18 protein-coding genes are annotated in these 19,383 nt (G+C 59.0%); 10 read left to right on the top strand and 8 right to left on the bottom strand.

Annotated features, from left to right (window positions below):
* Positions 1-6 precede the first annotated feature (6 nt).
* The 5 genes from VMH34_06720 to VMH34_06740 form a co-directional block, all read right to left on the bottom strand.
* Positions 7-843: a glucose 1-dehydrogenase gene (locus VMH34_06720; GenBank protein ID HTT08468.1), complete on the bottom strand. Its 837-nt coding sequence runs from the start codon at positions 841-843 to the stop codon at positions 7-9.
* Between the two features lie 452 nt (positions 844-1,295).
* Positions 1,296-3,188 carry a sigma 54-interacting transcriptional regulator gene (locus VMH34_06725; GenBank protein ID HTT08469.1) on the bottom strand — a complete coding sequence of 631 codons (1,893 nt, stop codon included), beginning with the start codon at positions 3,186-3,188 and terminating at the stop codon, positions 1,296-1,298.
* 26 nt (positions 3,189-3,214) lie between these two features.
* Positions 3,215-3,997: a DUF1003 domain-containing protein gene (locus VMH34_06730; GenBank protein HTT08470.1), complete on the bottom strand. Its 783-nt coding sequence runs from the start codon at positions 3,995-3,997 to the stop codon at positions 3,215-3,217.
* 177 nt (positions 3,998-4,174) lie between these two features.
* Positions 4,175-5,197, bottom strand: coding sequence for a hypothetical protein (locus tag VMH34_06735; GenBank protein ID HTT08471.1), 1,023 nt, complete (start codon positions 5,195-5,197; stop codon positions 4,175-4,177).
* Positions 5,198-5,298: 101 nt separating this feature from the next.
* A complete protein-coding gene (locus VMH34_06740) occupies positions 5,299-5,862 on the bottom strand; it encodes an acyloxyacyl hydrolase (protein HTT08472.1) in 564 nt (187 codons plus the stop codon).
* A 293-nt stretch (positions 5,863-6,155) separates the two neighbouring features.
* Between VMH34_06740 and VMH34_06745 the strand changes: the two genes are divergently transcribed.
* The 8 genes from VMH34_06745 (at position 6,156) to VMH34_06780 (ending at position 13,694) form a co-directional block, all read left to right on the top strand.
* Positions 6,156-6,485 carry a cytochrome c gene (locus VMH34_06745; protein ID HTT08473.1) on the top strand — a complete coding sequence of 110 codons (330 nt, stop codon included), beginning with the start codon at positions 6,156-6,158 and terminating at the stop codon, positions 6,483-6,485.
* 35 nt (positions 6,486-6,520) lie between these two features.
* Positions 6,521-6,856 carry a cytochrome c gene (locus VMH34_06750; protein ID HTT08474.1) on the top strand — a complete coding sequence of 112 codons (336 nt, stop codon included), beginning with the start codon at positions 6,521-6,523 and terminating at the stop codon, positions 6,854-6,856.
* Between the two features lie 99 nt (positions 6,857-6,955).
* The gene (locus VMH34_06755; GenBank protein ID HTT08475.1) at positions 6,956-7,456 is read left to right on the top strand and encodes an HlyD family efflux transporter periplasmic adaptor subunit; all 501 of its coding nucleotides are present in this window, start codon (positions 6,956-6,958) and stop codon (positions 7,454-7,456) included.
* Positions 7,446-8,279, top strand: coding sequence for a hypothetical protein (locus VMH34_06760; protein HTT08476.1), 834 nt, complete (start codon positions 7,446-7,448; stop codon positions 8,277-8,279). Before VMH34_06755 ends, VMH34_06760 begins: the two co-directional genes overlap by 11 nt.
* A 175-nt stretch (positions 8,280-8,454) precedes the next feature.
* A complete protein-coding gene (locus VMH34_06765; GenBank protein ID HTT08477.1) occupies positions 8,455-9,519 on the top strand; it encodes an agmatine deiminase family protein in 1,065 nt (354 codons plus the stop codon).
* A gap of 259 nt (positions 9,520-9,778) precedes the next feature.
* Entirely contained in the window at positions 9,779-10,774 is a 996-nt protein-coding gene (locus tag VMH34_06770; protein HTT08478.1) for a deoxyhypusine synthase family protein, read from the top strand.
* A complete protein-coding gene (gene speA, locus VMH34_06775; protein ID HTT08479.1) occupies positions 10,774-12,804 on the top strand; it encodes a biosynthetic arginine decarboxylase in 2,031 nt (676 codons plus the stop codon). The genes VMH34_06770 and speA overlap by 1 nt, the downstream gene beginning before the upstream one ends.
* Positions 12,801-13,694, top strand: coding sequence for a carbon-nitrogen hydrolase (locus VMH34_06780; GenBank protein ID HTT08480.1), 894 nt, complete (start codon positions 12,801-12,803; stop codon positions 13,692-13,694). Before speA ends, VMH34_06780 begins: the two co-directional genes overlap by 4 nt.
* Here the strand turns inward: VMH34_06780 and VMH34_06785 are convergent.
* The 3 genes from VMH34_06785 to efp all read right to left on the bottom strand — a co-directional run bounded on the left by VMH34_06785 (position 13,672) and on the right by efp (position 17,240).
* Positions 13,672-15,594, bottom strand: coding sequence for an ATP-dependent DNA helicase (locus VMH34_06785; protein HTT08481.1), 1,923 nt, complete (start codon positions 15,592-15,594; stop codon positions 13,672-13,674). The genes VMH34_06780 and VMH34_06785 overlap by 23 nt on opposite strands.
* Positions 15,595-15,667: 73 nt before the next feature.
* Entirely contained in the window at positions 15,668-16,654 is a 987-nt protein-coding gene (epmA, locus tag VMH34_06790; protein ID HTT08482.1) for an EF-P lysine aminoacylase EpmA, read from the bottom strand.
* Between the two features lie 16 nt (positions 16,655-16,670).
* On the bottom strand, positions 16,671-17,240 hold the full coding sequence (gene efp / locus VMH34_06795; GenBank protein HTT08483.1) for an elongation factor P: 570 nt from the start codon (positions 17,238-17,240) through the stop codon (positions 16,671-16,673).
* A 37-nt stretch (positions 17,241-17,277) separates the two neighbouring features.
* On the opposite strand from efp, the gene epmB reads away from it, so the two are divergent.
* Together epmB and VMH34_06805 are read left to right on the top strand one after the other, a co-directional pair.
* Positions 17,278-18,294, top strand: coding sequence for an EF-P beta-lysylation protein EpmB (gene epmB / locus VMH34_06800; GenBank protein ID HTT08484.1), 1,017 nt, complete (start codon positions 17,278-17,280; stop codon positions 18,292-18,294).
* 32 nt (positions 18,295-18,326) lie between these two features.
* Positions 18,327-19,382: a DUF2157 domain-containing protein gene (locus VMH34_06805; GenBank protein HTT08485.1), complete on the top strand. Its 1,056-nt coding sequence runs from the start codon at positions 18,327-18,329 to the stop codon at positions 19,380-19,382.
* Position 19,383: the final 1 nt, after the last annotated feature.

The following is a 19,383-nucleotide window of genomic DNA, read 5'->3' on the forward strand; positions in this document are numbered from 1 at the left end:
GTTAAATCAGCCGATGTTTTCGAACCCCGGATAAAGGGTCATGCCGCCATCGACGTAGAGCGTGGTGCCGGTGACATAGTCGGCCTCATCGGAGACCAGCCATACCGCGGCCCTGGCGACATCAATGGTGGCGCCGAGACGGCCATAAGGAATCAGTTGCAGCAACTCCGCTTCCTTTTCCGGCGTGGGCAACGCGCCGCTGCCCGGCGTTTTGACTGCGCCCGGAGAAATGCTGTTGACACGGATCTTGTGTGGCGCCAGTTCCTGGGCCAACGTCTTCATCATCATTTGAACGCCACCCTTGGAGGCGGCGAAGCACGCGTGGCCCGGCCATGGAATGACATCATGCACGGAGGATAAACATAGAATTTTGCCGGCCGAACGGGATAACTCCGGTATCACGCCCTGCTTGATGTACTCGCGCGCTGCCATGCGTGCACATAGAAACTGACCGGTCAGGTTGACGCGCAGGATCTGATCCCAATCCTGCAGGGTCATGTCCACCAGCGCGGCCTTCTTCTGCAATTCAGTGCCGTTCACGAGGATATCGATGCCGCCGTACGATTCCAGCACCTGACCGAACAGGGTCTGCAGCTGATGCTCCTGGCTGACATCGGCCTGGACGGCGATGGCCTCGCCGCCGTCATCCTTGATTTTTTTGACCAGATATTGCGCTTCTTCCGGCCCGCGCTCGTAATTGATCACCACTCGGGCGCCGGCAGCGGCCAGGGCTTCGGCGATGGCGGCACCGATGCCAAAGTTGGCGCCCGTCACCAAGGCTCGCTGGCCGACCAGCACCCTAGATGGGGCCGATCCTGCCTTCATGCATACCGACAAATTCATCTCACGTCTCCCCGGGCATGTAGCTTCCTGGGGCAACATTCAGGCGCCGGAAAGTGGTCACCCGATTGCCCTTCCACGCACTCAAAACGTCCTGTGATCGCTCTTTGGCCGTACCCTGAGGGGCCGTGGAGATGAGGAGGTTATATTTGTCGGCGCGAATGCGGCCGGTAAAAAGCGCCAGAGACTGGTTCCGTTGCATCGGAATAACTTGGTCTGCCGGTTTCATGAGGTTCCCTTTCTTGGCTAGGAATAATGGGTTGCTGCACCCGTCACCCTGATATTGCAGGCGGCATGCCAATAGGATTTACGTTAATTTAATCCATATATTTCATAAGGTTAATTGAAATCAAGCGGAAGTAAGCGGCTGTGGTCAGCCACAGGATTTCGTGGAACCTCAGGATTTCGTGGAACGACGAACCTAAAGAAGCCCCGGATTTAGGGCCCTCTGAACCTCAACCGCCCGCACCCGGGCGCTTTATTGCCAGCTTTTGCATGCGATACCGCAGCGTACTCGGCTCCAGCCCCAGTATGGTCGCCGCGCCACGCTTGCCTTCAATGACCCAGTCCGATTGCTGCAGGATCTGGCGTATGTGGGCCTCCTCAATCTGCTCCAGCGTGCGCATATCCGTTGCTGTGGCAACTGCCGTCGTGCCTGCCGGCGGCGTCAGGGATTCCTGTATGACCAGCCGTTCACCCGCACCCAGGATCGCCGCGCGCTCGATGATGTTCTGCAGCTCACGGATGTTGCCGGGCCAGTGATACCGCCGCAGGCGGTTCAGGGATTCCGCATCCACGCCCTTGAAGGATTTGCCAAGCTTGCGCGTGCATTTCTCCAGGAAATGACCGGCCAGCAGGGCGATGTCCTCCACCCGCTCGCGCAGCGGCGGCAGTTGCAGGGGAAATACGTTGAGACGGTAATACAGGTCGGAGCGGAAGGTGCCGGCCTCCACCATGTCGGCCAGGTTGCGGTTGGTGGCGGCGATGATGCGCACGTCCACCCGGATGGTGCGGGTGCCACCCACCCGTTCGAATTCCTGTTCCTGCAAGACGCGCAGCAGCTTGGCCTGGGCCGGCGCCGATAATTCCCCCACTTCGTCCAGAAACAGGGTGCCACCGTCGGCCACTTCAAAACGCCCCTTGCGCTGCGCCGTGGCCCCGGTAAACGCCCCCTTCTCGTGCCCGAAGAGCTCGCTTTCAATCAATTCGGAGGGCAGCGCCGCGCAGTTCATTTTGACGAAGAGTTTGTCCTTGCGGCTGCTGAGATTGTGCAGGGCATGGGCGATGAGTTCCTTGCCGGTGCCGGTCTCGCCGTTGATCAAAACGGTGGCGTCCACCTGCGCCACGTTGCGCACGGCGGCAAACAGTTCCTTCATGGCAGGCGCCTCCCCCACCATGTCCTCGAATTTGTGCTCGCCGTGGATCTCGGACTGCAAATAGATGTTCTGTTGCTGCAGGCGGCTGAGTTCGGCCTGCGTCTTCATGCGCTCGTTGACGTCGCGCAGGATGATGGTGTACAGCGGCTGGCCGCCGGCTTCGAGCGGCGAAATGCTGGCCTCGATGGGAAATTCCTCGCGATTGGCCCGCACCGCCGTGAGACCAGCCGGCGTCCACAGCTGCTGACGCACCTTTTCGTCCCGGAAATAATCCTCCAGCAAACCGCGGAAGGGCCTGGACAGAAACCGGTCAAACGGCTGCCCCAGCGCCCAGCCCGCGGAACACGTAAATATGCGCTCGGCCGCCTGATTGAACAATACAATCCGACGGTCATGATCGATGGCAATAATGGCGTCCATCGCCGAGGCCAGGATGCGCGAAAGCTTTTCCTCGCTCTGTTTCAGGGCATCTTCGAAACGCTTGCGTTGCAATTCGGCGCATGCTCGCGCGCCGAAAATCTTGAACATGTCGATGTCGCGCGGTTCGGCCTTCATGGGCTTGTCGTCGAATATGGCGAGATGGCCCATCACCTCCCTGGCGCTGCTGAGCAGGGGGATGGCAAGAAAGCTGCGAAGTTTCATCTCCTCCAGTGCCTGATCCCGGGGGAACAATTTGCCGACCTGATCCGGGAAGCAGTGTATTTCGCCGTCAAGGACGGCCTCACAGGGTGTCCCGGCAAGCGCGTACTGGCCGGGATTGTGGGAATTCTCACCATCCCACCAGGCAAGAATACGCGCAACAGTGCCGCTCTCGATGAATTCAGCCACAAAGGCGATGCGGACATTGAGCGCTTGCGATACCGAGCGCACCAATTCACGCAGGAATTCCTCGCCGGTGGTATGCGCCGTGGTCTCGGCGATCAGACGCAAAATACCCGCCGTGTCGTTGTAATGATTGACAGCCTCGTTCACGCCGCCCCCCGTGATCCTTGACTGACCTACTTGACGGGCAGTTTGCCGGCAAGCTGATCGATGGCGATTTCCAAATTATCCACCTTTTTCAGCAATTCGGTAATCTCCAGTTCCGCCTTGAGATTGACCTTGTAATCAAGTTCGCTGCGGATACGGTCCTTGGCGTCCGTGCGGTTCTGACTCATCATGATCACGGGCGCCTGTATCGCCGCCAGCATTGAGAGAAAAAGATTGAGCAGAATATAAGGATAAGGATCAAAGGCCTTCTGCTCCAGAAGAAATGAATTAATCAATGTCCAGACAAACAGAAATGCCGCGAACAGTCCGATAAACGTCCAACTGCCGCCGAATTGCGCCACCCTGTCGGCGATGCGATTGCCAAAAGTCTCCTTTTCCTCGATGACCTCATTTGGATTGGGCGTGGTCCAGCGCCTGAGGAAATCGCCGGTTCGCCGGAAACGCCGCACCATCCCTTTGATGACGTCCTGGGCCATGTGCGGCCGCCGCATCAGGAGTTCAAGGATCTGATCATGCCCCAGGGTGAATGCCTTGGTCGGCTCCGTGCTCGTAACAGTCGCTGAACGCGGGCCCCCGTCAAAAAGCGACATTTCACCGAAATAATCCCCGGGGCCCATGATGTCGATGGTGATTTTGTCCCCGTTTTCGTTGAGCAGGCTGACGGCCACCTGCCCGCTGTCTATGACATAAAGCCTGTCGCCCGTCTGACCCTCCCGGAAAATTGTCTGCCCCGCCCGGAATGATTCCTCGGTGAATATGCCGGCCAGCGCGGCCAATTCATCGTCGTCCATGGTGGCAAATAATGGAATGCTCTTCAGTAATTCAATATTGATTGACATACCCCCCCCTCGAAAAGATTAATTGCGATTATGCCCGTACACAAAAAATACAAATAATGTATCCGGGCTGAGATCGGAACAACTCCAGCGTATAGACGGCAAACGATTACCGGAGTTGCAGCGAGGACATTAATCGCCGCTGGAGCCGTATTTCTCGAGATATTGCTGGGACAAACGCTGGGCTTCCGCCAGCTGGTCGGGCGGCAGCTGTTTGGCCAGGGCGTCGCGCTTCTCGCGGGCGACGTTCATGCCGCCGGCCACGCTGGCGTCAAACCAGGCATAGGCCTGCATGGGATCCTTGCCGACGCCAACCCCCTCCAGATACAAAAGGGCAAGATTGTATTGTGCGGCGTTGAATCCCTGCTCGGCGGCGCGGCGTATCCATTCCGATCCCTCCGCGGGATCTGCGGCAACACCGCGTCCAGCCACGTAGAGCATGCCGAGATTGAGTTGCGCGCGCCTGACGCCCTGCGCCGCGGATTTCTTGAGCCATTCGAAGGCCATGACGTCATCCTGCTTCAACTCACGGCCTTCCATGTAGTACACACCGACGGTGTACTGGGCGTCGGCGTTGCCCTGATCGGCGGCGCGCAAAAACCAGGTGTTCGCCTCCACGGAGTCGGCCTTCACCCCGAGCCCTTTGGCATAAAGAATCCCGAGATTGTACTGGGCGCTGCTCAGGTTCTGTGCCGCGGCCCTGGCAAACCACTCACGCGACTGCGGGTAGTCCTGCGCCACGCCTTCTCCGGTGAAATAGCGCACGCCGAGTTGAAACTGGGCCTCGCGATCGCCTTGCATGGCGGCTTTTTCAAACCACCGAACCGCCTCGTGTGCGCTTTTATCCACGCCATTGCCGCGCAGATAAGCCATGCCGAGATTATATTGGGCGCCTGCCAGTCCATGGTCCGCCGCAAGCTTGAACCAGCGCGCGGCCTGACCATAGTCCTTCTCCACCCCCAAGCCCTGGTAGTGCATGACGCCAAGATTATTCTCGGCCACATGGTCACCTTGCGCGGCGGCCTCACGGAATTCCCGGAGTGCGGCGGCGTAGTCCTTGTTCGCCAGCGCCGCCCTGGCGGCGGTGACATCCGCGACCGCCAGCGCCGGCATCAACCAGAGCAGCGCCAATGCCATGCGTCGCGATTTATTCACGGCTCTTGAGGGAATTCAGGATAAATCACCCGCCGGACCACGGCCATTTGGGGGTTCTGCTTGCTGCCGGGCGAAAATCCGCTGCCTGCGGCAGAACAGCTTTACCAGCGGTAGCCGAAGCGAACCAGCTGGAAATTGATGCCGTTGTTGGGGTTACCAAGACCGGCGTTGGAGAGATGCTGATAGCGGTAATTGATCTCGTACTGGCCCCGATCGCCGAAGCGGATGCCGCCGCCCAGGGAATCGCCGAAGGAATAGTTGATGCCGAACCCGGCGCTGCCCAAGGCCGTCTCGCTGAACAGGTGGGCGCCGATGGCGCCCTCAAGGAACGGCCGCATACCGAGCCAGCTGTCGTCGGTTTGTATGCGGAATACCGGCGTGATACCGAAATCAACGAGGGAAGTGTTGCCGCTTTTGCCGCCGTGGCGGGCGTCCCAGTAGCTTGCACTCAATTCCCACTGGCCGCCCAGATACCAGTCGTGAAACGGCAGCCATTTCACGCCCCAATCCCACACCAGCGCACCACCGCCCCGCCAGGCATCACGGTTGGGATTGTCCTCGTCCGTATATCCGCCCTCGATGGCGAAGCCGTCGACCGCGTGCGCGCTCATGGGCGCCAGCAGGACCAGCAGCGCAGCAAGCAGGCTGCGAATACTCCACTTCACAATGACCCCCTCGTATATCGTCCCTTTCCCCGGGGACGTTATTGATTATTGGCTGCACAAACTACAAGAAAACGGGAACGCCGTAAAGCGACGGCCACTCTCAGGCCTGTGACCCGCCTCGGGCATTCCGTTTTTAAGAATTCATGGTAGCATTGCGCGTGTTTTTTCGGCCCGCTTTCACGCGGGGCGGGTCAAAGCGAAAAAAATCAGGTGAAACGTGCCACCCAGGGGATGACAGGGGCCCCGCGAGAGATGGCCATCGGGGAATATCCAGCCCCTGGAGGAACCGCATCATGATGAAAAAGCATTGGCTCATGCTGACAGGCTTGGGCATGGGTTGTATTGGCATGAACGCGGCGCCGGCCGCTGGTGACGCGGCGGCGGGCAAGCTTAAGGCCGAAACCTGCATGGGCTGTCATGCCGTGGCCACCTACAAGAACGTCTACCCCACCTACAACGTGCCCAAACTTGGGGGGCAGCACCCGGAATACATCGTTTCCGCGCTCAAGGCCTACAAGTCAGGGGACCGCGCCCACCAGACCATGCATGCCAACGCCTCCAATTTAAGCGATCAGGACATGCAGGATATCGCCGCTTTCTTCGCCGCGCAGGGCGGCAAGTAGGCATTGGCCCCACAGAATCCATGGAGAGAGTACACATGAAAACGTTGTTAATGATCACGAGCGCCATGATGCTGTGCCTGCTGTCATTGACTGCCCGGGCGGAGGGCGATTACGCGGCGGGGCAGCAGAAGGCCAAGGAAATCTGTGCCGCCTGCCACAACGCCGACGGCAACAGCACCAACGCGATGTATCCCAAGCTGGCCGGCCAGTGGGAAAGCTACATCGTTCAGGCCCTGAAGGAATACAAGTCGGGCGAGCGCAAAAATCCGATCATGGGCCCGATGGCCGCCCCGCTCACGGAACAGGAAGTCGAGAACGCCGCCGTGTATTTCTCGCAGCAAAAACCCGCGGTGTTCGTCCTCCAGCGTTGAACCGAAGCAGTTTGATCCAGAAGCAACACCGATACGGCCCGGATTTCCGGGCCGTCGTTTTTTGCATCACACTTTCTTATCGCCCATGATTAAGCAATCATGGTACGTCCCTTTAAATTCCGGCTCTCTCAACTCCCCATGCTCGACGCCGAGATCGAAAACCTGAGCCAGCGCCGGCAGGCCCTGGAGGCAGAAACCCAAGGCAAGTGGCTCACCGAATTGACGGACACCGAGACCAAACTCGCGGACTTGAACCAGGACCTCATCAAGGCCCAGAACCGCTACACCTTGCAACAACTGGCCGCCCCCGTAGCCGGCACCGTCCAGCAACTGGCCCTCCACACGATCGGTGGCGTAGTCACCCCTGCCCAGGAACTCATGCGCATCGTTCCTGAAGAGGACAGTATCCAAATCGAGGCCTGGGTCGAGAACAAGGACATCGGCTTTGTCCATGACGGCCAGAACACTGAAATCAAGGTAGAGACCTTCCCGTATACCAAATATGGCACCCTCACCGGCCGGCTCATCAAAGTATCCACTGATGCCATCACCGAAATGAAGGAACTTCAGGTCGATAAGGATCACCGAAATGAAAAATAATTTATCTCGGGTTCCGTTGCTTGCTTTCGTTTCCCCCCTTTTAGTTTCTATGGCGGTTTACGCAGATGATTATTTACTTGATCCAGCGCCTGTGTATTACCAAGGCACGGCGCATGTTGAGACTCCATACGAAAAGCCGACCGACTCCGGTGTTTGTGAGCTTTATCTGGAGAATCTGCGATATTTCGCAAAACAAAATATACCCATGTCCTGCGATAGACCTATAGCGCCACATTTGAAGAAGAAAATCCATGATGTAGCGTGGGAGAACCTGGATCCAGCACGGTATCCAGATCTGTTTAATGCAGTAGTTGCCGCTACTTTCCCGCCTTCAGGCGGGGGCGTGAAGCGCTGGAGTGAGGAAGTAAAAAAAGGTGTTGCTGTATTCCGGCGAGCCAAATTGCAACTGAAAGGGTATCCAACTTTTATGGGCACTTCCGGTGTAGGTACATCGCCGCCTCCACGCCCGATCGCATTTAATATTGTGCAATTTGGCATCAACCATAATGATCCAAACAGCCCTGATCCAGTATGGCGCTGCTATCCAATTCGTGGAAAGAAAGAAGGGCACGAACCAACTGACCTTCGTTTCTTTATTGTTACTGAAGATCTGACGAAAATGTACGATCAACTACGCGACATTAATACAGGCCACACGGGAGACTATATAAAAATTATCAACACTCATCCTTATGTTGAAAGTTCATATACTGACACAGCAAATATACAAGAAATACAGTTATCCGAAATCCAGACTAAATTCCCAGTTCATCTCGAGCCGGTTTGCCTTTACCGCTTCGATTTCATAGACAAAGGGCGGTAACATTAAGGGACGTACCACCATTGTTTTCGAGGATTGAGGCATTAAAGATGTTGGGTTTGCTTCGTTTATGTGAGGGGAACATTAAGGGACGTACCACTATTGTTTTCGAGGATTGAGGCATTAAAGATGCTGGGTTTGCTTCGTTTATGTGAGCGAACGAAGCTGCGCCCCCATTATGAGCGCAACCTCTAATTCCACGCCGGCGCGAATGGGCTACCGCCTGCCGGCGGAATGGGAGCCGCATCAAGCAGTGTGGTTCTCCTGGCCGCACAATCGCGAGTCATGGCCCGGCAAGTTCGAGACCGTCGAGCCGGTGATGACTCAGGCGGTGGCGGCGATCCAGCAGAGCGAGACCGTGCGCATCAACGTGCTCGACGCCGCGCATGAAGCTCATGTGCGTGGTGTACTGGCAGCACATCGTGTCAGCACGAACAACCTCCTCTTCCACCACTTCCCCACCAATGACGCCTGGTGCCGGGATCATGGCGCAATTTTCGTCGTGCGCGAGCAGGCCGGACGCCGCGAACTGGCGGCAACGCACTGGGACTACAACGCCTGGGGAGATAAATATCCACCCTTCGATCGCGATCAGGAGATTCCACGACGTATGGCCGAGGCGCTGGCTGTGCCCCGGTTTGAGGGCGGCATGGTGCTGGAAGGCGGCTCCATCGAAACCAACGGCGCCGGTACCCTGCTGACGACCGAACAATGCCTGCTCAACTCCAACCGCAATCCGGGGATGAGCCGCGCGGAGATAGAGCAGCGGCTGCGCGATTTTCTGGGCGTGCAGACCATTCTCTGGCTGGGCGAAGGCATCGTCGGCGACGACACCGATGGCCATATCGACGATCTCACCCGCTTCGTGGCGGAAGATACTGTGGTCACGGTCGTCGAAGATGACCCGACGGACGCCAATTACGCCGTATTGCAGGACAATCTGCGGCGTCTAAAGACCATGCGACTGCCAGGTGGACGCTCGCTAAACATCATCAATCTCCCGATGCCGGAACCGGTGATTTACGACGGCCAGCGCCTGCCGGCGAGCTACGCCAATTTCTACACCGGCAACACCGTGGTGCTGACGCCGGTGTTCAACTGCGCGCAGGATGCGCGGGCGCTGTCTATACTTGAACAATGCTTCCCCGGGCGGCGCGTCGTGGGTATTGATTGCACCGATTTGGTGTGGGGGTTGGGGGCTTTCCATTGCCTGACCCAACAAGTCCCCGCCACAGGCCGCTGAAAATCTATTACGGAGCCCGTCTGCGTTGTTGCTGCTCGCTCGAAAGCTCGCCGTACTGCCTTTGTACTCTCCCGCTTTCTCGCTCTCGGCGCCTGGCAGCCGTGCTTCCTCATGACGATTTACATCTGCCTGTTAACGAATCTCAACTGCTCGGCATCAGATTCACACAAAAAACACTTGCTGTTGACGGCTATTTACCCTACATTTCGCGCAAAATTTCCTCATCACACAAAAAATATGGCCAACCACAGGAACGGGAATGAAAAATACGGCAGCGGTCGCTGAATTCATCCGCCATCACTACCGTCATTTCAACGCCGCCGCCCTGATCGACGCCGCCAACGGCTACATCGACCTGCTTGAAGACAACGGCAAGATGTTCATGACCCTGGCCGGCGCCATGAGCACCGCTGAACTTGGCTTGTCGCTGGCGGAGATGATCCGGCAGGACAAAGTCCATGCCATAACCTGCACGGGCGCCAACCTTGAGGAGGACCTCTTCAACCTCGTGGCGCACGATCACTACGTCCGCCTCCCCCGATACCGCGATCTCACTCCCGAAGACGAGGAGAAGCTGCTGCAGCGCCATTTAAACCGGGTCACGGATACCTGCATCCCCGAGGATGAAGCCATCCGGCGCCTTGAAAAGGCCGTTTTAAAGGAGTGGACTGCCGCCGACAAAAAAGGCGGAAGTTACTTTCCCCACGAATTCCTGTACCGCGTCATCAAAAGCGGCGCATTGGAAAAGCATTATCAAATCGACCCCCACGACAGCTGGCTGGTGGCCGCCTGCGAGGCCGATCTGCCGCTATTCGTCCCTGGCTGGGAAGACTCCACGCTCGGCAACATCTACGCCAGCCACTGCGTCAGCGGCACCATCAAAAATGTTCACACGGTGCGGTCCGGCATCGAATACATGGTGTCGCTGGCACGGTGGTATCAGGCGACCTGTCGCGAGCATCCCATCGGCTTCTTCCAGATCGGCGGCGGCATCGCCGGCGACTTCCCGATTTGCGTAGTCCCGATGCTGGAGCAGGATTTGCAGATCCGGGACATCCCGCGCTGGAGCTACTTCTGCCAGATCAGCGACTCGACCACCAGTTACGGCTCCTATTCCGGCGCCGTGCCAAATGAGAAGATCACCTGGGGTAAATTGTCGGTGAAAACGCCCAAATACATCATCGAGTCGGACGCCACCATTGTGGCTCCGCTCATTTTTGCCTGCGTGCTGTCTCCCCCGGGCCGGAAGATTTAATGAGCACGCCGCAACCCCTGCCCTCGCCAGCGGCTGCCGAATCGCCGGGCTGGACCGCCCAGGACGCGGAGGATTTGTACCGCATGCGCCAATGGGGCGACGGTTTCTTCTTCGTCAATGAGCGCGGGCACGTGGCCGTGCACCCGCTGAGCGATCAGGAGCTGAGCATAGACATCGCCGACGTGGTGCAGGACCTGCGCAACCGCAAGGTGAAGTTTCCAATCCTGCTGCGATTCCAGGACGTGCTGCAGGCGCGCGTCGTGCGTCTCAACACCGCCTTTCGCGAAGCCATCGAGGGGGCGGGCTACCAGAACCATTATCAAGGCGTCTATCCCATCAAGGTCAACCAGCTGCACGAAGTGGTCGAAGAAGTCGTGGAGGCCGGCAAGCCGTTCAAGATGGGTTTGGAATGCGGCTCCAAGGCGGAACTCATCGCTGCGCTGCCGCACATGATGGACGACGAGGCGCTGTTGATCTGCAACGGCTACAAGGACGCCGTCATGCTGCGTTTGATTCTGGCCGCACAGCAGATCGGCAAGAACGTCATTCCGGTCATGGAGAAATACGGCGAATTCGAGCACTTGCTGCGGCTGGCCCGCGATCTGAATGTCACGCCGCGTTTCGGCGTGCGCGTGCGCCTGGGCACCAGCGGCGCCGGCAAATGGGCGGAGTCCGGCGGGGATCAGTCCAAATTCGGCATCTCCATACCGGAGCTGGTCAATCTCGTCAGCCATCTCAAGGCGGATGGACTGAACGAGTCGCTGGTGCTGCTGCATTTCCACCTCGGCAGCCAGATCGCCGACGTGCAAATCCTGAAAAAGGCAGTCAAGGAAATCGCGCAAATATACGTGCAACTGCTGAAACGCGGCATGCCGCTGAAATACGTCGACGTCGGCGGCGGCCTGGGCGTCAACTACGAGGCGGGCTACGGCGGCGAGGAAAACAGCATCAATTACAGTCTGCGCGAATACGCCAACGCCGTGGTGTATTCGATGAAGGAGGTCTGCGACGAGGAGCAGAGCCCGCATCCGATCCTGATCTCGGAGAGCGGACGCGCCATCACCGCGCATCATTCCGTGTTGATCGTCGAGGCCCTGGGCGCCTACCGCAAGGACACGGTGGAGGACAACTTCATGCCGGCGCCGGAACACAACATCGTGGTCCGGCAATTGTTTGACACCCTCGCCCGCGTGCGCCAGCTCGCCGCCAACAAGCGCCGCAAGAATCCGCCGCTGGCCGAGTTGATGGAGAACTATCACGACGCCGTCGAGAAACGCCAGGAGGCCGACACTCTTTTCAACCTCGGCTATCTGCCCATGGAGGAGAAGGCGGTTGCCGAACGGCTGTACTGGACCATCTGCCGGGATATCGACAGGCAGGTCAAGAAGGCGCCCAAACCGGAATTGGTGCCGGTCGAGCTGCGCGCACTGGATGATCACTTGGTCGATCAATTTCTGTGCGATTTTTCCGTGTTCCAATCCATCCTTGACCACTGGGCCATCGGCCAGCGTTTTCCCATCCTTCCCATCCGTGGCCTCGACTGCCGCCCCACCCGTCGCGCCGTGCTGGTCGACCTGACCTGCGATTCGGACGGCAAGGTTTCACATTACGTCTCCTCGAATACGGACAAGGACTTTCTGGAACTGCACGACTTTAAAAATGACGACCCTTACGACCTGGGCTTCTTTTTGATGGGCGCCTACCAGGACATCATGGGTGACGCGCACAACCTGTTCGGCCGCGTCTCCGAGGCGCACATTTATGCCGATGCCGCCGAGCCGGGTGGCTATTACATCGAAAAGATCATCCCCGGCACCTCCGTGCAGGAAATGCTGGCGCTGGTGCAGTATTTCCCCAACGACCTGCAGCGGCGCATGAACGACCTTATCAAGCAAAAAATAGACGAGGGTCGCATCCGTCCCAAGGCCGGCGTGGATTTGCTGGATCAATACATGCAGTGTTTCGCGCAAAGCACCTACTACGAACCCGCCACCCGGGAAACCCCGCCGAACAACGGCAATTCCGCATGACCGCGTCGCGCAGCGTTCGCGTGGGTCTGGTGCAGATGGCCTGCGACCCCGACCCGGCAGGCAATCTGGACAAAGCGCTGCGCCTCGCCCGGCAGGCGGCGACAAAAGGCGCGCAGATTGTCTGCCTGCCGGAGATGTATCGCTCGCGCTACTTCTGCCAGATCGAAGACCACGCTCATTTTGAACTGGCCGAGCCCGTGCCCGGCCCTTCCAGCGATGCCTTCGGCAGGCTGGCGGCGGAGCTCGACCTCGCGATCATCGTGCCGATCTTCGAGAAGCGCGCGGCCGGTCTTTATCATAATTCCGCGCTGGTGATCGACGGCGGGCGCGGTGAGATCGGCATGTATCGCAAGATGCACATCCCCGACGATCCGCGCTTCTACGAGAAATTCTATTTCACGCCGGGTGATCTCGGCTTCAAAAAATTTCCCACCCGCCATGCCGATGTCGGCGTGCTGATCTGCTGGGATCAATGGTATCCGGAGGCGGCGCGGCTGACCGCGCTGCAGGGCGCGCAAATCCTGTTCTACCCGACCGCCATCGGCTGGCAGCCCGCGGAAAAGGCCGAGTACGGCCGGGCCCAGCATGACAGCTGGGAAGTCATCCAGCGCGCGCATGCCATTGCCAACGGTTGCTTTGTGGCAGCCGTCAACCGCATCGGCTTTGAACCCGATCCCGCGCACGCCGGCCAGGGCATCGAGTTTTGGGGCCAAAGTTTCATCGCGGCCCCGGACGGTTCGATATTGACGCGCGCGCCCGCCGACAAAGAAGCGGTCATCGTCCAGTCGCTGGATCTGACGCGGCTGGACTTCTCCCGCACGCACTGGCCGTTCCTGCGCGATCGCCGCATCGACGCCTATGGCGGTCTCACCCGGAGATTTTTGGATTAGCGAAGAACGCCTGCACATCACTCAATTCATGGGTAAGCGGCATCGGCGGCAGGGCGGCCATGAACTTTTTGCCGTAGGATTTTTCCGTAAGCCTGGGGTCGCACAGCACCACCACGCCCCAATCCCTGACGTCGCGGATGAGACGCCCGACGCCCTGTTTGAGCGCGATCACCGCCTCCGGGATTTGATATTCCACGAATGGGTTGCCGCCGCGCTCTTCCATGGCGCGCATACGCGCCCGCATGACCGGATCGTCCAGTGCGGCGAACGGCAATTTATCGATGACCACGCAGGACAGCGCATCGCCGCGCACATCGACCCCCTCCCAGAAACTGCTGGTACCCAGCAACACGGCGCGTTCGGCGTGGCGGAATTGCTCCAGCAATTGCGCGCGCGGCGCCTGCCCCTGCACCCATAATGAAAAACCCGCGTCTTTCCCCCTTAATAATTCGCTGGCCGTATTCAGCGCCCGATGACTTGTAAACAGCAGAAACGCCCGTCCGCCGCTCGCCTGCAATACCGGCATCGCCGTCTCCACGACGGCCCGGGTGTAATTCGCGCTGCGGGGATCGACCTCGATAGAAGGCAGATAGATCAGGCCCTGATGCGCGTAATCGAAAGGGCTGTCGAAACGCCGCTCCTCGGCCCCTGCAAGTCCCAACTGACGGGTGAAATAGCTGAAATCCTCGCCGACCGCCAGCGTCGCCGACGTATAGATACGCGCGCCACGGTGCCGGCTCATGCGTTCGTTGAATAATTCCGCCACCTCCAGCGGCGTCTGATAGAGCACGAAGCCGCGCCGATGTGTCTCGTACCAGCGAATTATTCCGGGGGCCTCTTGTGTGGCGTATGTTTCGAGCTGCTCCCGTAGCGCGCCCGCACGGCGATGGCAATTGGCGAGCGAAGGACCACGCTCCGCGACACGGGCGAGCCCTTCGACCAGTCCGAGCAATGCCGCCTGCAACTGCTGCAAGGCCCCTGTCACCGCCGGCTTGAGGGTTTGCTCCTGCCAGTAACCGCGCTCCCTGCCATCCATTGCCAGCCGCAGATCGCGCACCGCCCTCTCCAGATGAGAGGCGATATCGCGCAACGCCGGGGTATCCGCGGCTTCGCCGATCTGCGACCGCAACGTATCCCTGCCCAGTTCGCTCAATTGCCGGCTGCTGAAGACGGTGCCAAAAAATTGAGATGCAATTTCCGGGAGCTGATGCGCCTCATCGAAAATGACCGCCTCGGCCCCTGGCAATACCTCGCCAAAGCCTTGTTCCCTCAATGCCAGATCGGCCAGAAACAGGTGGTGGTTGACCACCACCACTTCCGCCGCCTGCGCCTCGCGCCGCGCCTTGACGACGTGGCAATCTTCATAGAGCGGACACTCCTGGCGCAGACAATTCTCCACAGTGGAGGTCACCAGCGGCCAGATGGCCGCGTCTTCCGGCACCTCGGCCAATTCTGCAATGTCACCGCTCTCCGTGCGCCCGGCCCATGTCTGGATCGTTTGCAATTCCGCCTGCCGCCCGGTGGTTCCCACGCCGGCGGCGATTACCTGGTGCAGACGGTGCAGGCAGAGATAGTTTGCGCGCCCCTTGAGCAGGGCCGCCTGTACTGGGGCGCACAGCGCCTCTCTCACCACGGGCAGATCTCGATGGAACAGCTGATCCTGAAGATTCTTCGTGCCGGTGGAAATGATGATCCGCTTGCCGGATAAAAGCGCGGGCACGAGATAAGCGAAGGTCTTGCCGGTGCCCGTACCCGCCTCGCAGACCAGCGTACCGGCATCGGCGATGGCCGCCGCCACTTCCTCCGCCAACTGCTGCTGCACCGGACGCGGGTGGAATCCGGGCAACAAACGTGCGAACGGCCCTTGTGGACCCAGCAGGCTGGCGGGAGAGTCTTGCACGCTAAATAGCTTTAATGATGATCATTAACTGATTAATTTATGAATATATTTATATTCTAATTTAGAAACAATCTCAGGCACGTAGCGTATCGAATGCCATGACTTCGTCCAGGCGATGGCGGTGGGCGGCGATCATGACCAGTCTGTCAAAACCCAGGGCCACACCGGAACAGGCAGGTAATCCATGTTCCAATGCCGCCAGCAGACGTTCATCAACGGGCATCACGGCAAGACGCCGTGCCTGGCGCGCGTTGTTATCGTCTTCGAAACGTCGGCGCTGCTCTCCGGCATCGCGCAATTCTTCGAAGCCGCTGGCTATTTCGATACCGTTGATGAAGAGTTCAAACCGCGCCGCCACGGGCGGGTCTTCGTCGGGAATGATGCGAGCGAGCGCCGCCTGGCTCGCGGGGAAGTGGCAAAGAAACAACGGCCGGTCCTTGCCCAATTTCGGTCCAACCACCCAGCTCAATACCCAGTCCAGGCAATCATCGCGTCCCCACTCATCAACGATTGCCGTGCCTGACCCCAAACGCTGCACTGTCCTTCGCAACTCGTCGTCATGAACGGCCAGCGGGTCGAATCCCGCATGTTCCTTGAAGGCGGTGGCGTAGGTCGTGCGATCGCAGTAGTCCGTTCGCAGCAACCATGTCAGCAGGTCTTCGATTTCCCCCATAAGGTCGTGCATGTCAAAGCCCGGCCGGTACCATTCAAGCAACGTAAATTCCGGATTGTGCAATCCGCCCGATTCGCCGTTGCGGAAGGCCTTCGTAATTTGATAGATGGGGCCGGCGCCCGCCGCCAGTAATCGCTTCATGGCATATTCCGGTGAAGTTTGCAGACAAAGCCCCGTGGGCGTGGATTGCCCCGGCAGCACGCATTCCGCGCGCAGGTTTTCCAGATGCGGATCTGTGACTCCGGCCGCTGCAAGCAGTGGTGTTTCCACCTCCATCACCTGCCGGTCGGAGAAAAAGGCACGGACGCGTTCCAACAATCCAGCGCGCAACTTGAGCACGTCCAGCGACGCGCCGGGCCGCCAATCGGATGGGGTTGCCGGGCCCACGCAAGCCGCCGCGCGGCTATTCCTTGACGCGTGAGGAATATTGACCGGTGCGGGTATCAATACGGATTATTTCGTTGTTATTGATGAAGAGCGGCACCTTGACCATGGCGCCGGTCTCCAGTTTGGCGGGCTTGGAACCGCCGGTCACCGTGTCGCCACGCACGCCTGGATCCGTTTCCACGATCTTCAGGTTCACGAACGCCGGCGGCTGTATGGTCAGCGGTACGCCGTTCCACAACGTGACGATACAAGTCTCCTCGCCCTTCAACCACTGCGCCGCGTCAGTCATCGCCGTGCGGCTGGCGGCAATCTGCTCGAAGTTCTGTGGGTTCATGAAGTGCCAGAATTCGCCGTCACTGTAAAGATACTGCAATTCCACGTCCACGACATCGGCGCCCTCGCAGGTGTCTCCTGATTTGAAGGTGCGCTCCAGCATGCGGCCGGTCTTGAGATTGCGCAGTTTGACGCGATTGAACGCCTGTCCCTTGCCGGGTTTGACGTATTCGTTTTCCAGGACGTTATAGGGATCGCCGTCGATCATCAGCTTCAATCCGGCCTTGAATTCGTTGGTGCTGTAGGTGGTCATGTCGTCTTCCAGGTGAAAATGGGTTAAAAAGACGCGCATGATAACCCAAGCCGCCGTTTCGTTTCAGCCTCCATCTCAGTCCGCGTGGCAAAAAGCGCTTGCCGAAGCCATTTCCAGCCCCTTGGAGCTGCTGCAACTGCTGGAAATCGATCCCGCGGTCGCAGGGTTCAGATTGTCCGCGGATATCCGATTCAGACAACGCGTGCCGCGTGGTTTCGCCGCGCGCATGCGCAAAGGTGACCCGCTTGATCCCCTGCTGCTCCAGGTATTGCCCCTGGCCGAGGAGGATGCGGAAATTCCCGGATTCCTTGTCGATCCGGTGGGTGATCTCAAGGCCGAGACCGTGCCCGGGATGCTGCACAAATACCACGGCCGCGCGCTCATCGTCATCACCGGCGCCTGCGCCATCCATTGCCGCTATTGCTTCCGCAGACACTTTCCCTACGGGGACTCCAACCCTTCCGCTGATCACTGGCGGCGCGTACTGGAGTATCTGCGCGGCGATGGCTCCATTACCGAGGTGATTCTGAGCGGTGGTGACCCGTTGTCGCTGCCCGATGCCCGACTCGCGGACCTGGCGCAGGCACTGGCCGAGATTCCCCACCTGAAACGGCTGCGCGTGCACACCCGCCTGCCGGTGGTGCTGCCTGAACGTGTCGTCGATTCATTGCTGGCGTGGCTTGTCGGCACACGCTTGCACCCGGTCATGGTCATACATGCCAATCACGCCAATGAAATCGATGATGCCGTCCGTGCCGGACTGCGGCTGTTGCGTGACGCCAGAGTACCCCTTTTGAATCAGTCCGTGCTGCTCAAGAACATCAACGATAGCGTTGAGGCGTTGTGCGATTTGAACGAGGCGCTGTTTGAGGCTGATGTGCTGCCCTATTATCTGCATCTGCTCGATCCCGTACAGGGCTCCGCCCATTTCAATATCGACGATGCGGCTGCCCACAGGCTGCTCGATGCCATGCGCGCCCGGCTTCCCGGTTATCTCGTGCCGCGGCTGGTACGCGAAATTGCCGGTTTACCCTATAAACTTCTCTTCAAATAGCCAGAAACGGCCGAGTGAACCAGGGGGGACCCATGCCTTATCAATACAACCGGAAGCATGCCAGCCTGATCGATGCCGCCATTGAACGGTGGCAGGCGGAGGGACTGCTGGAGACGGAAACCGCCGCGCGGCTCAAGGCCAGTTACCAGGCGGTGCCGTTTGATTGGGGACGGTTGGCCAAATACGCCTTCTGGGCGGCGTTGGCATGCACACTCATCGCCGTGGGGTCGGTATTCAGCGATCGCCTGCTCATGGAACTGCTGGCCCAGCTTTTCAATGCACCGGAATCCGTAAAGGCGCTGTTTTTCACGGTGCTGGCGGCCATGTTTTATTCCTGGGGATCACAGCGCCGCCAGCGCATGCCCGGAAAACGCTATTCCAATGAAGCGGTGTTTTTTCTCGGCATCGTCTCCACCGCGGCCGCCGTGGCCTTCCTGGGCCGTGCGCTGGATACCGGCAGTGGACACTACTCACTGCTGCTGGCACTTGCCGCCGTCGTGTATGGCGTGCTGGGACTATGGTTTCCTTCCGGTCTGGTGTGGGTCTTCGCACTGCTGTCGCTGGGCAGCTGGTTCGGCGCCGAAACCGGCTATATGTCAGGCTGGGGCGCCTATTATCTGGGCATGAATTACCCGCTGCGCTTCGTGGCCTTCGGCATCGCCCTCATCGCCGCCGGCACCGCCTTCGGCGGCTGGCCGGCGCGGCGCGCATTTTTGCGCCCGACCCGCGCGATGGGCCTGCTATACCTGTTCATTGCGCTCTGGATCATGTCCATTTTCGGAAATTACGGCGACATCAATGTCTGGTACCACGTCAAGCAGATCGAATTATTTCACTGGTCGCTGCTCTTTGCGATCGCAAGCGGCGCCGCGATCTGGCATGGGTTGAAGTATGACGACGGCATGACCCGCGGTTTTGGCCTTGTGTTTCTGTTCATCAATCTCTACACGCGGTTTTTTGAGTATTTCTGGAACAGCTTGCACAAGGCGGTATTTTTTGCCTTGCTGGCCGCAAGCCTTTGGTACATCGGCAGCCACGTGGAGCGTATTTGGAGTCTCGGCCGCGCGCCCGTTCCTGAGCGGGCCTAGC

It is taken from the genome of Gammaproteobacteria bacterium, assembly GCA_035501935.1.
In the GTDB taxonomy this organism is placed as follows: domain Bacteria; phylum Pseudomonadota; class Gammaproteobacteria; order JAJPIJ01; family JAJPIJ01; genus JAJPIJ01.